The sequence below is a fragment of the Bradyrhizobium sp. 164 genome (genome assembly GCF_023073715.1).
Classification (GTDB): Bacteria; Pseudomonadota; Alphaproteobacteria; order Rhizobiales; family Xanthobacteraceae; genus Bradyrhizobium.
On sequence record NZ_JADPKA010000001.1, the window covers coordinates 191,415 to 205,240 of the forward strand.

The window sequence follows — 13,826 nt, forward strand, 5'->3', positions numbered from 1 at the left end:
CGTGACTTCTTAGGCTGCGTTCCGATGCCGCAACAGATCTGCCAAGGGAGCCGCTTATAGTCCTAAAATCCACCTTACCTCTCCAAGCCAGAGGATAGACCGCCGTGGTGGCGCATCCATGTTAAATTAACAACGTCTGTTGCGGCATCTATTGCGTCAAGCAATGTGCACAACGCGTCGAAATGATGCCGCGTGACGCCGCCATCCATGTCACGTTTCAACGATTGTCTCCAACTCTCGAACTCTCTCTCGACGGCGGATAACTCCGCGCCGTCGACGTCATCTACCAGCTGTTTCTGCAGCTCAAGATTGACTAGATGCTCGCTCACAGTTGATCCTCCTCTGCTATCCATTCCGGCTTGTTCGGGTAGGGAACGTGCACGTCGGCCTCTCCGACACGCACAAGCATTCCGTCACGATCGATGACAATGATCTTGCCGAAATGATCGATATTGTCGCCGACTTTCAGGCGTGTTCCGTTCTGAACTACGATAAACGGAGACCGGCCGAGGTTCACGCCTCTCGCTATCGGCAACACCACTGGCGAACAGTGTGCCTCGAGCCGAATGTGAGGCGCGAACTTCTTCTCGAAGTGGGAGGCAACGGTCTTCCATTCGCTATAGGCACTTGGGGTAAGCGTCCCAGAAACGAGGATGACGTCTGGCTTCACCACGATGCGAATGGAACGACGGAGTTCCGCTGTCGTCGCTGTCTCTAGAAAGGTTCGTGCGCGGTCCGGCGTTGCGATTGTGTCATCAATTGTGCGGACTCCGGGAACATCCTGCTGCAGGTGACGAAGGGCCGCTTTGACGGTTGCATCACTCGAGCCATATCCGGCTATCGATATCTCTCCGGCGCTTCCCACGCGAATACTCCCCTCGATGCCGAATGCCTGCATTACCGTGGTTGACAGGTCGATGATCTTTGCATCAGACGGGGCGGTGGCCGTCGCCGGTTTCGGTGTTACCTCTGCAGTTAGCCCGACGTCGCGCAGGGCTGATTTGATCCTTGTAACCTCTCCAGGTCGCAAGTCGCCGTCGATGATCAGGTTATCGTCGGAAAGCGCGATGCTGACGTCGCGTCCGACATTCAAATCGCGAAGGACGTTCCTGGCAATCTTGATCGCGTCAGCATCCGGAACGGCGGCCGGGGTGAAAGAGGACGCAACCCACCCCACCCCGGCACAAGCTCCATAGACGATGACCAGAAGGCCGCAAGCGGCCGCGCCAAGCCGAAATGGCCGAGGCATCGAGTTCACCACAAGACGAGTTTCTCGCCCCCTGGGCGCCGCTCCTTCGAGACCTGGGGGGGCATGCTCGGCGTGCAACCTTCTGCGCTCGACCGAGGAGTCCATATCGGGAAAGCTACCATCAGTTGGGCCGATACTGAAAATCGTCCGCCCAACCTGAACCGGAGTGAGTGGATCGAGGGTCGTCGGGCACTCTGTTGGACAATCACTACCGCCGATGAGCACACCCGGTGCCAGTGCGGTGATCTGGATTCGCCCTGCCTCGACGGCGATGCGAAGATGTGAGGCAATCAGTTCCGGATCTGCGAAGGTAAGGTCGTCAGCGTCGTCGCTGCCGATTAGCCAGACTCCTTCGCTGAGCGATGTCTCGGCCCCCTTGTTGGGGCCAGACAGGATCCGTAAGATCAGTTGGCCCTGATCACCCGTCAGAACATCTTGCGCTACGTTCGCGTTTCTCATTGCAGCGATATCCGTCCCAATGGCTGTATGGAGATTTCGGGGGGAAGCTCCTGATAGGATAGCACTGGCAGTCCGTAGAAGTCGGTTTCGATGACCTTGCGTAGGTACCGACGTATATCCATCGAAGTCAGCAGCACCGGCTTGTGCGGCTGCTGGTTAAGGTCGCCGATAGCTTCTCGTATTGCGTCAATGATCTGACCTGTTGTTCGCGCGTCAAGGGCGAGATAACTGCCGGCGGAAGTCTGCCGAATGGCATTTCGCAGCGTATCTTCCACTTCTGGCGTGAGAAGGTAGGCCGGCAGCAGGTTCATGCCGATACAATACGGAATGCAGATTTGCCTCCTCAGCGCACAGCGCACATGCTCGGTCAGCAGGACAACGTCTCTTTCGTTCTGTGCCCGTTCGACCAGTGCGGCGAGGATGGTGCGCATGTTACGCAGTGAAACCTCCTCCGCGATCAGTCGTTGAAAGACCTCTGCAATCTTCTGCAGAGGGGCTGAGCGGAGTACTTCCTTTACGAGTTCCGGCGACCACACCTCGATGCGATTCAAAAGAGTTTTTGTTTCCTGGATGCCGACAAACTCGGCAGCATGCCTGCGCAGGATTTGACCGGTTTGGTAGCTAAGTATCTGCACCGATTCCAGGAAACGGATGCTGGCAGCTCGTAATGATTCGCGATGTATGGCGTCCACCCAGACCGTCTCGATCTGAGAAAGGAAAGATTTGTCCAGAACATACGGAATGCCCACAAGATCGAGGTTCTCAGGAGTATCGCGCGCCAAAAGATGTTGCGACCGCAGTCGCCCTTCGCCGCATGGTATTTCATTTACCATGATGACATACGCTCCATCCTTGCAGGTGTCGTTCACCCGCACACTGATCGCTGGAAGAGGGACCCCGAGCTCAAGAAGGAGCGCGTGCCGTTCTGCATCCAATGCTTTCGTTAGCAGATCAGGAGGGATGGCCGCCTGAATGTCGTGACCAATGTCGATCATCAGCGGCACAGTGAACGTGATGCCATTGTCGTCGGCTCCATCAGCCCCGGCGGTCGGCTCGTCCGAGGCCCTTAAGCGCGCTCCCCCTGTCACCGAGTAGCGACGCATTGCCGGTGTGGCCAGCCGCCGATTACGCTGTAATTGCCAGCCACCACCTCCGACTACAACCGCGAGGATCATGAAGATTCCCGTCGGAAAGCCAGGGACGAACGAAAAGAGGAAGAGAATGAATGACCCGACAATCAGCGCACGCGGTTGTGCGATAACCTCGTTGCCGATTTCGTTACCCAGATCCACACCGTTATCTTCGTCACTAACCCTCGTAACGATAAATCCCGCTGTAATCGCCGTGAAGAGAGCCGGTATCTGACCGACGAGCCCGTCTCCGATGGTCAGGATCGCATAGACCTCAAGCGCCTCGTACAATCCCATCTGCTTTTGAAACGAACCAATTGCGATTCCACCTATGATATTCACGGCAATACTGATCAGCCCTGCGATGGCGTCACCCTTGAGAAACTTCATGGCGCCGTCCAGGGCACCGTACAGCTGGCTCTCGCGCTCAATCGCAACGCGTCGTCGACTTGCTTCTCGGATATCTATACTGCCGGCACGCAAGTCCCCGTCAACGCTCATTTGCTTGCCCGGCATGGAATCCAGAGAAAACCGTGCAGCAACCTCCGCCACACGCTCAGATCCCTTGGTGATGACGACAAACTGAACGATTGTCATGATCAAAAAAGTCACCGCGCCCACCACGAGATTGCCAGCTACGACGAAGTCCCCGAAGGTCTTGATGATTTGGCCGGCGTCCGCATGAAGCAAGATAGTGCGTGTCGCGGCGATGCCAAGCGACAGCCGAAATAGTGTCGTCACCAGGAGCACTGACGGAAAGGAGACGAACGCAAGGGGGGATTTAATATAGACCGCGACCATCAGCAGGAGTGCCGAGATTCCCAGGTTGACGGCCTGTAGAACATCCATGAGAACCGGCGGCAGTGGAATGATCATCATGAAGATGATCGTGATCAGTAGCGCCACCAGAACAATATCATTACGGCCGGACGCGACCGTTCCAACTCTGTCAAGAAACTTCACACTAACCACTCGCGCTGGATCCTCTGTTGGTGCGTGTCCGGCATTAGCGACGGGACGAACCGCAGAAAGGATCCCGCCTCGGCCCTGATGCTTGCTCAGATATCTTGACTAATACCCGTGGCATTCGAAATCGCCGCTCGCCGTTCCCTGACAATGGTAGAAACCGCCTTACATGGGTCGGCGCCCCCCAATGTTCAGCGTTTGGCGGTACGACGCGCCCGGGCGTTGAGATCCATTTGTCAGTCGCAGCTGGCATCCTCAGCACGCAGCTCAGTTGCGATTCCCCGGGCGGCCTTGTTCTTGAGAGATTCGCTGAGCTTACGAAGTAAGCTAGCGTACCGTATGCACGTGGAATTCTCAGGCTTCGGGACCGTCCTAAGCATCGCTCCGAATCGACGTTTGCAATCTCCCCATGGTCGTGTTCGAAACAGTGTTGTGGCGGGAACCGATCAATAGTGTTCGCGCCCTCAGAGCGATTGGAGATGCACGGGGCATCCAGCGTCAATACCATCGGCTCCCCGAGCAAATAAGGATCGTCCAACTGATACCACCGTTTTGCCGGAGCATGACGCCGTCTCCTAAGTCTCGATTGATCTTGTCACGCCGACAAGCCGCAGCGGCGGTGTAGGAAGCTCGTTTCAAGATCAGTTTAACCTTGTCCGAAGGTAGCAAATGTCATGCCGGCCCGTTCTTGGACCAGGAGACCTTTCTTCAGCGGGAATGCAGGCGTGCCCGCCGTCTAATCAGCGGAATTTAGATGCTGTTCATCCGTCACCCGACGTAGGTCACGTTATTGTCGATCACCCATGACTAGACAAAGATAGCGTTCCACGTTGCGCGTGATTGAAAATGCGTGTCAAGGCGACGAAGTGGCCTGCGCGGTGGGGTGGCAAGTATGAAGCTGTTGTGGCGCGGGCAGTGCCGCGCACCCAGACTGTGCACTTTATTACCCTTCACGAGTGCGACCGAACGCAACGTGTTCGGCCACACAAGTTTTTGCCGCGCCGGACTCAATCGGATCGAGCGCCTCAACGATGAAATCAAGCGGCGGACCGAGATGGTCGGGCTTTTCCAAACGAAGGCGCCATCGTTCGCCTGGTCTGTGCAATCCTGAGCGAACAACCGACACGGGCTGAGCTTTCCGGCGAAGCGATGCACTCACCATCGGCGGCAGCGGCACGATAGTGCGCTCAATACCTGACGTTGGATGTTATTACGTCTGTGAGCGATAAGCCATATGCCGATCGAAGGAGAGACCCGATGCGCACCGGACGCTCGAAGACGATGCTGACGATGCGCGGCGATGAAGGCACACAGCTCGCGGCCATAAGACCGGCGATTCCGTCCTCCAGAAACTCGCACGACTTTGTTGACGAATTTCTACTTGAGGACCTGATCGGCGTGAGCGACCAAGGCATCGTGATCGAGTGCAACAGGGGTCTGGCCGCGCCCCCCTGAGATGATCCGCCAATCTGAGAAGGACTCTCGTGCAATCACGCGCTGTGTTCCGTCCTATTTTTAGGCGTGCAACAGCGGCCTGGACCGCTGCTTGGATGAGCTTTTGATCCTCGGGAGCGGCCTGAGGAAGAGTCCTCCGGACGCGAGTTGCGGATATTGCGCCGACTACGTATGCGGTCTGGCGCTGCTCTGATTGCGGCTGTTGGTTGCTGTGCTGCAAGTGTGGAGAGACGTGCGATGATGGACTAAGCAGCGGAGAGGGGTCGTAAGCTGGGTAATTTGGCGGATTGGAGCTCGATGCCTCGAACTCCCCACTCCGAAAGAGCTTGGCTGATTTGCACTGTCAGCTCGCGAGTGGGCTGACGGTACGCCTCGGCAAACGTTTGCGGTGTTCCAACTTGCGCCCGGCAACGGAGCTAGATGATCCGCCGCGTTCGAACGTTTCGCCGCAGCAAAGCTTGGCGGGGATTTGGAGGAGAGATCCTCCAATGGTTGCCGGTACTCACGAAGCGCCATCAGAGCCGGGCCAAGCTTTATCTTTTCGAACTCTGGTGCAGTCTGCATAGCGTGAGCGGCCAACGCGCTGTGATCGAATGCAGCGATCGTTTGCCCTCGCGATGCGAGGTCCTGCGACAATCTGCGAAGAACCCGAGCATAGCACTCTGCGGTTCCCGGTTCCCATCTCCGGCGCCTAGCAGCTTGCTTGATCGCCTCGTCAATGCGCATCTCGTCATGCTCCGAGGGGAGTACTCGCCTGAGAGGAGGTGGAGCACCGGGCTCACGATGATGACGCAGCCAGTGCAGCGCGGACCTCATGTGCTTGTCACTCGCGAAGAACAGTTTGACGCAATCGACCAGCGCGTCGTGTTTGAAAGCAGCAATCCTTATGCCGACCGCCCACGGCTAGCCGGCGATAAAGCTGCTCCTTCGCCATCAGGAATGCTGACGACGATTGACGATGATCGGTTACATGAACGCAATTGCCAGTTTTGCCACCCAGTTCGGCGAGAACTTCGCAAGCTCAGCGGATGGACTCGGTGGGGTCTGGTCGCTGATATCGCAGACTTCTTACAGGGGCGCTCCTAAACTTCTAAGTCCACCAACCACAACCGACTGCACCCGCACCCTTGGGTGGTCCGCTCCTTAGATCCACAGATCAGAGATCCCTCTCCTTCAGCGGCGCGACTTTCCAGGCACGCACCAAATTGTCGCATTTCTCGAGCTCCCGATATGCCTTACGTGCGGCGTTGTGGGCTTCCTCACGCGCCTGCTTGGCTTGTTCGCTTTCCGACAGTGCCTCATCAAGGCGCCGCTCAAGCAGCCGTTCGTGCTCGCGCAGTGAGATCACCTTCGCCTTCGCCTCCTCAAGATCGTTGAGAGCGACCTTTTTTCCGATCAGCGAACCGTATATCTCGCATTCCAGACGAGGCCGTTCTTGCCGCCATGTGCGAAGGATTGTCCTTGCCCCTTCGATAGCGGCATCGGATTTCTCGATGGCTGACTGCCGCACTCGTAGAGTCTCATCGGCCCGGCGGCGCCGCAATTTCCTCAACTCAAGCAATTGATGTACGGCCTCGGGAGTTATTCCAGGCACGTGGCAAGCTCATGAAGCATTGCGTCGAAGCTAATTTGTTCATATCTCGGCTGTCGCAGGAAGGTCCTTATGTTCTCTATCTTGGCGATTGCGGCATCAGCGTGCGGATCGGCACCTTCTTTGTATTCGCCGACCCGTATCAATAGCTCCACCTCCTGGTATTTAGCTAGCAGCGCCCGCAGCTGACCTGCTAACTTCTCATGCCGCGACGACACGATAGTGCTCATGACACGACTGACGCTTGCCAGAACATCGATAGCAGGATAGTGGTTTGACATCGCCAAGGTGCGTGAGAGCACAATGTGGCCATCCAGGATGGAACGGATTTCATCGGCCAAGGGGTCGGTGAGGTCATCGCCCTCAACGAGCACAGTGTAAAACGCGGTTATCGATCCGCGCTCGTTGTTGCCGGCGCGTTCAACGAGCTGCGGCAATTTTGCAAAGACCGAAGGCGGGAAACCTCGCAGGGTGGCCGGTTCGCCGGCCGCCAAACCAATCTGCCTCTGTGCGCGCGCAAAGCGCGTAACCGAATCCATGAGAAGCAGCACACGCTGTCCCCGATCTCGATACCATTCTGCGATCGCCGTCGCCACGTAGGCGGCCTTCACCCTTTCCATCGCGGAACGATCGGAGGTCGCAACGACAAGAACTGATCTACGTCGGCCTTTTGAGCCGAGATCATGTTCGATGAACTCCTTCACCTCTCGGCCACGCTCGCCAATCAGCGCTATCACTGTCACGTCGACCGCCGCGCTACGCACCAGCATCGACAGTAGTGTGCTCTTGCCGCCGCCCGCTGCGGCAAAGATGCCCATGCGCTGTCCTTCCCCGCACGTCAAAAGACCATCGATCGCCCGTATGCCGACTGGAAGAGCGCGATCAATTGTGCGCCGGGTCAAGGGACCCGGTGCCTCGCTTTGGACTGGCACGCGGGTTTCTGGAAGCAGGGGCCCATGAGTGGATGTGTCGAGAGGGCGGCCGAGACCGTCAAGCACCCGGCCAAGCAGGTTCCAGCCCGCGGGCACGGTGAGGGGCTCTCCCATCGGGATCACCTCAGTGAGGGTAGAGAGTCCCTGTATTTCGCCAAGCGGTGTTAGAATGGCGATGTCGTGCTGGAAACCGATGACTTCCGCGGACAATTCGCAGTTGTTCTCGGGATTGCGGAGCGTGCACAGGTCGCCTATGCGGGCGCCAGGTGCGGTTGCACGGATGATTGTCCCGACGATTTGAAGGACTCGGCCGCGGACGCTCATTGCCGACGTCTGCGCCACCACCGTGTGAGCAAGCTGGAACAAGCGATCGATTCCGTCGTGCGAAGAATGAATGGCGGTGACTGCCGTTGGCTGCTCGGGTCGCTCGGAAATCACGTTGCAGAGGCCTTTAGGCTGCTGCGCAGGCCGGCTTCGATCGCCGCTAATTGGCTTTCGATCGTGGCGTCGACCAGTCCAGCATCAGTCTCAAGGATGCATCCGGCATCTTTGACGCGCGGATCAGAAATCAGTTCGACGACGGCGCGCGACGTCGCCGTCGAGAGCAGTTCGTTCAATTCTCTGCGAACCGTCTCGACATGCGCCGGTGCCACGCGTAAGCGGACGAGGGAGCTATGACCCGTGAATTTCAGGCTACTCAAAGCGATCTGCACCGCCGCATCATCCGGCGCGATGGTATCGATTAGCCGACGTGCGATCTGTAGGCCCATGTCGACAATCCGCTCTTGATTCTCCTCCATGATCCGCAGAGACGCCACGGCGATCGCGGTCAAACGTTGTTCGATGGTCGCTTGCGCCGCTATCAGCGCGGCTTCCTTGGCTGCCGTCTCGATCATCCCTGCGTTTTCGCGTGCCTCATCCACCAGCGCGTCCGCATCGCGTCGCGCCTGAGCGAGCAATTGCTCCGCGTCGACGATCGTCTGTGCGTTTTCCGCCGGCAGGACCCGCCCTCGGCCCAGGATGCGGACCCTGCCAGACGTCAGTTGAACCAATGCGACCATGTTGGCATCTTTTTGCGGGCCAGGCGCCGCATCGCACGAAAGCCATCTTCGCCAGCACTGTCGTCACGGCAGGCGTCCGCCACCACCATCCAGATCGCTGCAGGTCGGCGCAATCGTAGTCGGGCGCGCAGCCCATGTGGGATGGCGCCTATCGCAAGGCCGAACATCGCCGCACCGCGGTAGAGGAATGCATTAGGCCCAGCCGGCATCTCGGAAGCGCTAACCGCGGACATCAGTTCGGCGGTCGGTCGCGGTAGCAAGGCCGCATGCGAAACGAATGCCAAAGCCTCTTCTCCGAGAACGGCGCGTGCCGCCAAAACATCGGCTGTCCGAAGAAGGCCGATGAGGCTGGACACGCCGGTCCAAGCTCCAGCGAAGCTGATAAGGCGTGCAGCGTCCGGCGTCGGCAGAAATGCGAGCCGGCTTCGTGGTGCGATGCCGGCCGAAATAATCGCCGACGCTTCACCACCTTGGCCACGAAGCAGCCAACGTCCAAGCTTGACGCGAATAAACGGGTCGGACTGAGCAAGGTCCAGAGGCATCCATTCGGGCCAATCGGTTGCTATTGTATCATCGAAATCGGCCGCAGGATCGGCGATGCAGCGCATCATCGCTCCCGCCCACGACGTATCAAGCCATTCATCCTGGATTGTTGCTGAGCTCATTGCGAGCACAGTCGGATTGTTCGCTTCGCCGAAGTTCATGACGCTGCCATACCGTTCCTATCGCTAAAGCGCCGCCGCCATATGAGACAGACGAGCACTGCGTTGCCAATCAGCGATGCCGCCATGCCGCCGACGAGGCCGATCAAGAGGCGCGATGAGTCGCCACGTTCGAACGCTCCGGCAGTCATTTCCGTTCGGCGAAGCGTGGTATTGTCCTGATTTGCCTCCACAAGGGCAACTGAGACCCGATCATAGGACAGGCCCTTCAAGCTATTTGCGACCAGCTCCTTGATCTTCGGCACGACCTGATCGATCGAGGCACCAGGCTTGTAACGGACGAGCACAGCGGCAGTTGGCGGGGCGGGTGGACTACGATCGTCACTCGCGCTTTCCGGCAACACCGCGTGGACTCGGGCATTGAGCACGCCGTCGATACTGGACAGAGTCTGCGAAAGCTCCTGTGTGACGCCATAAATGTAGCGCACACGCTCTTCTGTGTCCGATGAGATCATCCGGTCCTTCTTGAAGAGAGTGCCCATATCGGCGAAATGATCGCGAGGCCAGCCGGCGCTGTCCAACACAGCCATGGCACGCGGCACGTCTTCTGTTGGCACCACGAGCGAGGTCGTGCCGCCGGTTTCGGCCGTCCGTTCCGCGTGGATGCCTTGCCGCATAAGCAATGCAAGCATTTCATTCGCCTCGCGCGCTGAAAGGTTGCGATAGAGCTCAATCTTCGATCCGCAGCCGACCAGCGTGAATAGCACCAGAAGTGCCACCGCCCGCTTCAATACAAACACCACGCTCCGCGTCACCGTGGCTCATTGGCCGCTCAGGAAAGTGTTAAGAGTGTGGGTCGCCTTCCCAACCACCTTGGTCACGATGTCGTATTGCAGGCCCATAGCTGACAGCTGGACCTGCGCATCGAGCCATTCAGCCGAGCGGATGCTCCCCGCGTTCATAGCTTCGGCGGCCCTGTGCACGCCTTGCATGGATTCTGCAAAACCGGCGCTCAGTTTTTCCATGCCACTGAGGATATCATCGGATAGGCGAGGAACGCGCGCCGCCCCCCCTCCCTCCTCCGTCAGCTCGCCTCCAGCCATGATCAGCGGTTCGTCAGCTCGCTGCGATGGCACAGGCGGCTCGAGTGCGGCTCGAAACGCCTCGACGGATTCAGCCGATACTTTCGATGTGACTGGCATCTCGACCGCCAAAAAGGCTGGCCCTGTTTGCGGGAGGATACTACCTACGCTGCTCATTAGATGTCCTTTCCTGCGGTATGGGCTGGCTAGGTCTGGCCCAAGGCTGTGAGGAACCCCTCGAGGCCGGGCTGGCCGCTTGGCAGGCTCCTGAGCACAGTATCGCGTTCGCTTAGACGTCCATTAAGCCCAAGAGCCAGCGCCTGAAACGCCATCCCATATGCATCATTCGCCTTGGCAAGAGGATCGAGGCGTTCCAGCGCTGCTGCAACATCGCCTGCCGTCAGATCTGCAACCGCATAAGCAATGACACACTCCCGGCTGCCCGGCGCAATGACCTCAAGTCCCTTCGCAATCCGCCTCGCCCTCACCACGTCGTTCGTGACACAAGCCAAGAACGCCGCCTCGGTGAGACGTCGCAGCAGGCCGGAGCGACTGTCGGGTGTCGCACAAGTCGACAACAAAGACATACATACCGAATCCCTGTCCCTAACCGAGCCATGTGTCGTTTGGCGATCATCCATGTCATGTCCTGCCACCGACCTCCGCCGGGAAAACATCGCGCCTGAGCTCCGAAAGTGCGCACGCTCGCAACACGTGCCGCGACCAAGCACTCATTTCGCCACCACATAACGAGACCGTCTGCCGAGTGGCGTTGCGCGCTGCAAGCGATCTATTCTCATAATGATCTAATTCGGCGTCTCGCTCGGCGCCAATACAATACGGGCATGGAGTCATAACGGTAGCCTATGGATAGTGGCGCCCTCCGCCAGCCGCTCGGTCCGGCACGAAGTGTGAGCTGCTCGCGGCGTTTCGTCCAAGGCGACTGCAGAACCAAATCCGCCGTCAATGCGATCCTCATCGTTACCTGCTTAAGGCCAAAAATGCGTGCTACACGGCGACGAGTTCTTGCCGAACGGCTGTTTAACGCAACGACACGTACTTCAGGGCTAGCCCGCCGTCTCAAGCGCTCGCACCGAGACGCACCGATCCATACCGGGCGCCTATGCCTCCATAGCGATCAAGTATTTTGCGCCATGCGCCGCCTCTAGTAGTGACGTGCGGAGGCGTTGATCCAACCGGGACACGGGGGAATGCCATTAGGCCAGTTGCGGGAAAGTTCTCGTCGTGAGGAGAAAGGGGATTCTGGCACATCTTATCATCGGCAGCAGACGATGCCTGTCGGTGGCCTTGAGCGCTCGTTGCTGAGAGCAGGTCGTTGCCCCTTTGAGCGGGGCTGGTGGCGCAAGCGGTTTCGAATCCTGCAAGCGCTACAGTGCGTTGCCAAGGAGACCGTCTGGGAGGAGCAATGAACCTCGATAACACGATGGAGGCTGCGCGACAGACCATCGCACAGATGGATAGTCTCTTGACGCGGGCTCGCGAACAACTTGGCCGTAGTGCTTGCCCGTTGGGCGACACCACTATGAGTGCCGCTTCAATTTCTGCATTTGTCGCCGATCAGGACGAAGCGTTTCAAAGGGCGTATGCGGACGAGCAGGCGGCGCTCAGTCACATCCTGCCAGCCCCCCAATCAATGTCGCATGTTCCAAGCACCAAGCCGTCTCAACGGAGTGTGACATGATGAGGATGGCGGACGGTGAGCTATTGAATGGTGGTGATGCGACAGACACCGAGCGGCTGGCACAGCTCGCCATCGACTTCGTGGCAGGGCCCGCGGACCTAGCTAGCGTCATTGGGATCACGGACGATGAGCTTGAGGCCCTATATGTATTTGGCCATCGCTACTATTCTTGCGGCAAGTACGAAGAGGCGCGGAATTTCTTTCGCTTCTTGTGCCTACACCGGCACATCGACGCACGATTCTGGTTTGGTCTGGCTGCTAGTAGTCAGATGCTTGGGGACCCAGAGAACGCCATGCACGCCTATCGGCTGGCCAGGCTCCTGGATAGTGAGAACCCGCAGATCCCGCTTCGAGCTGCGGAATGCTTCATCAAACTAAATCATCCCACAGCGGCCATCACCGCACTCGAAAATGCCTTGGCGCTGAGTGTCGGAAGGCCCGAACACAAGGCTTTGGCCGGGCGTGGGCTGATGATGCTTAATCGCCTCAAATCCCAACTAGGGTCCAGCCATGGATAGAGTGAACATGAGGGCTTTGACGAGCAAAACACTCCCTGAAGTCGGGTCGCTGCCATTCAGTGCCTCCGCCACCGGTCTGTCGGGCAATGACCGCAAGACCGACGCCAACCTGTTGCTGCAACCGGTTTCCGGAGAGGCTGTCGCGTCAGGTTCGATTCCAAGCTTACCAGCACCACGTGCATTCGATGCGATTGACCTCCTTACCACGTTTCTGGCTCTGAAGACCAAGATGACGGATGGACAGGTCGCAGCCGGAATAGAAGACGCGCGACACTGGGGAGAGCAGCAAAGGCAGTTGCACGAGAAAACCGCTAAAAGCATCATTGAAGCGGCAAAAAGATTGGCAGAAGCAAAGAAGAGCTCCGGCATCATGAAGTTCTTCGGATGGCTGGCGGTCGGATTGACGGTCCTGGCTGCCGTCGCCACCGGCGGAACTCTTGCAGTCATGGCGGCGGCAGTGAGCGTTGGAGTGGCGAGTCTCATCGAGACGGGCGTCATCGATAGGATGACCGCGGCAATTGTGAAGAGTCTCGAGAAAGACGGAATCGAGGGCGGCAAGGCCAAAACCTCGGGCGCGCTCATCACGATTGGCATCATATTTGCTATCTCGGTGCTAACGGTCGGCGCCGGCTTCGTTAATGGAGCTGCGAGTGGATTGCGGATCACCGCCTTGATACCGTCTAGCTCTGTCAAGGCTGTTCAGATAGGCCAGAGAGTTTCGACGGCGGCTCGAGTCGGCGAGGCAGTGGCATCGCTGGGCCAGGCTGGCGCCGGTATCGCCAATGGCATCCAACAGAAGGAGGCAACGGACGCCCAAGCGGAAACGTTGGACATTAGCAAGTGCATTGCAAGATTGAGAGCACTGCAAAACGATGAAATGGACTTCATCAAGCAGTTGCTTCTCGACAGGACGATGATCACACAGAGGGTTGCCGAGGCGATTGAGAGGCAGAGTGACTCCAACGCCAATCTCGTAAGGCACTTCGCCTGACAGGCTGCGTGGGGCCACTTATCGAACT

The 13,826-nt window shown here is 58.2% G+C and carries 14 protein-coding genes and 1 pseudogene; 5 read left to right on the forward strand and 10 right to left on the reverse strand.

Annotated features, from left to right (window positions below; all coding sequences use genetic code 11):
• Positions 1-74 precede the first annotated feature (74 nt).
• From IVB01_RS00835 to sctV, 3 genes are read right to left on the reverse strand one after another with little or no spacing between them, the layout of a single operon-like run.
• Positions 75-329 carry a hypothetical protein gene (locus tag IVB01_RS00835; RefSeq protein WP_247301451.1) on the reverse strand — a complete coding sequence of 85 codons (255 nt, stop codon included), beginning with the start codon at positions 327-329 and terminating at the stop codon, positions 75-77.
• Positions 326-1,708 carry an FHA domain-containing protein gene (locus IVB01_RS00840; protein ID WP_247494186.1) on the reverse strand — a complete coding sequence of 461 codons (1,383 nt, stop codon included), beginning with the start codon at positions 1,706-1,708 and terminating at the stop codon, positions 326-328. Before IVB01_RS00840 ends, IVB01_RS00835 begins: the two co-directional genes overlap by 4 nt.
• Positions 1,705-3,801 (reverse strand): type III secretion system export apparatus subunit SctV, encoded by a 2,097-nt coding sequence (gene sctV / locus IVB01_RS00845; protein WP_346659321.1) that lies wholly within the window; start codon positions 3,799-3,801, stop codon positions 1,705-1,707. The genes IVB01_RS00840 and sctV overlap by 4 nt, the downstream gene beginning before the upstream one ends.
• Before the next feature lie 1,012 nt (positions 3,802-4,813).
• On the opposite strand from sctV, the pseudogene IVB01_RS00850 reads away from it, so the two are divergent.
• Both IVB01_RS00850 and IVB01_RS00855 read left to right on the forward strand, forming a co-directional pair.
• Positions 4,814-4,986 (forward strand): annotated as a pseudogene (locus tag IVB01_RS00850) (transposase); the annotation flags it as partial.
• 75 nt (positions 4,987-5,061) lie between these two features.
• The gene (locus tag IVB01_RS00855; RefSeq protein WP_247494187.1) at positions 5,062-5,259 is read left to right on the forward strand and encodes a hypothetical protein; all 198 of its coding nucleotides are present in this window, start codon (positions 5,062-5,064) and stop codon (positions 5,257-5,259) included.
• Positions 5,260-6,415: 1,156 nt separating this feature from the next.
• Here the strand turns inward: IVB01_RS00855 and IVB01_RS00860 are convergent.
• The 7 genes from IVB01_RS00860 to IVB01_RS00890 all read right to left on the reverse strand — a co-directional run bounded on the left by IVB01_RS00860 (position 6,416) and on the right by IVB01_RS00890 (position 11,174).
• A complete protein-coding gene (locus IVB01_RS00860; protein ID WP_346658360.1) occupies positions 6,416-6,853 on the reverse strand; it encodes a YscO family type III secretion system apparatus protein in 438 nt (145 codons plus the stop codon).
• Complete coding sequence (gene sctN, locus IVB01_RS00865) at positions 6,841-8,148, reverse strand: type III secretion system ATPase SctN (protein ID WP_256464821.1); 1,308 nt, start codon at positions 8,146-8,148, stop codon at positions 6,841-6,843. The genes IVB01_RS00860 and sctN overlap by 13 nt, the downstream gene beginning before the upstream one ends.
• A gap of 68 nt (positions 8,149-8,216) precedes the next feature.
• Complete coding sequence (locus IVB01_RS00870; RefSeq protein WP_247494188.1) at positions 8,217-8,843, reverse strand: FliH/SctL family protein; 627 nt, start codon at positions 8,841-8,843, stop codon at positions 8,217-8,219.
• The gene (locus IVB01_RS00875; RefSeq protein WP_247494189.1) at positions 8,822-9,547 is read right to left on the reverse strand and encodes a hypothetical protein; all 726 of its coding nucleotides are present in this window, start codon (positions 9,545-9,547) and stop codon (positions 8,822-8,824) included. Before IVB01_RS00875 ends, IVB01_RS00870 begins: the two co-directional genes overlap by 22 nt.
• Positions 9,544-10,320 (reverse strand): type III secretion inner membrane ring lipoprotein SctJ, encoded by a 777-nt coding sequence (gene sctJ / locus IVB01_RS00880; protein WP_247494190.1) that lies wholly within the window; start codon positions 10,318-10,320, stop codon positions 9,544-9,546. Before sctJ ends, IVB01_RS00875 begins: the two co-directional genes overlap by 4 nt.
• A gap of 6 nt (positions 10,321-10,326) precedes the next feature.
• Positions 10,327-10,764 (reverse strand): EscI/YscI/HrpB family type III secretion system inner rod protein, encoded by a 438-nt coding sequence (locus tag IVB01_RS00885; RefSeq protein WP_247494191.1) that lies wholly within the window; start codon positions 10,762-10,764, stop codon positions 10,327-10,329.
• Between the two features lie 29 nt (positions 10,765-10,793).
• Entirely contained in the window at positions 10,794-11,174 is a 381-nt protein-coding gene (locus IVB01_RS00890; protein ID WP_247334011.1) for a hypothetical protein, read from the reverse strand.
• Positions 11,175-12,013: 839 nt separating this feature from the next.
• On the opposite strand from IVB01_RS00890, the gene IVB01_RS00895 reads away from it, so the two are divergent.
• From IVB01_RS00895 to IVB01_RS00905, 3 genes are read left to right on the forward strand one after another with little or no spacing between them, the layout of a single operon-like run.
• Entirely contained in the window at positions 12,014-12,289 is a 276-nt protein-coding gene (locus tag IVB01_RS00895) for a hypothetical protein (protein WP_247334012.1), read from the forward strand.
• A complete protein-coding gene (locus IVB01_RS00900) occupies positions 12,286-12,807 on the forward strand; it encodes a SycD/LcrH family type III secretion system chaperone (RefSeq protein ID WP_247390373.1) in 522 nt (173 codons plus the stop codon). Before IVB01_RS00895 ends, IVB01_RS00900 begins: the two co-directional genes overlap by 4 nt.
• Positions 12,808-12,814: 7 nt before the next feature.
• Complete coding sequence (locus IVB01_RS00905) at positions 12,815-13,798, forward strand: hypothetical protein (RefSeq protein ID WP_247494192.1); 984 nt, start codon at positions 12,815-12,817, stop codon at positions 13,796-13,798.
• Positions 13,799-13,826: the final 28 nt, after the last annotated feature.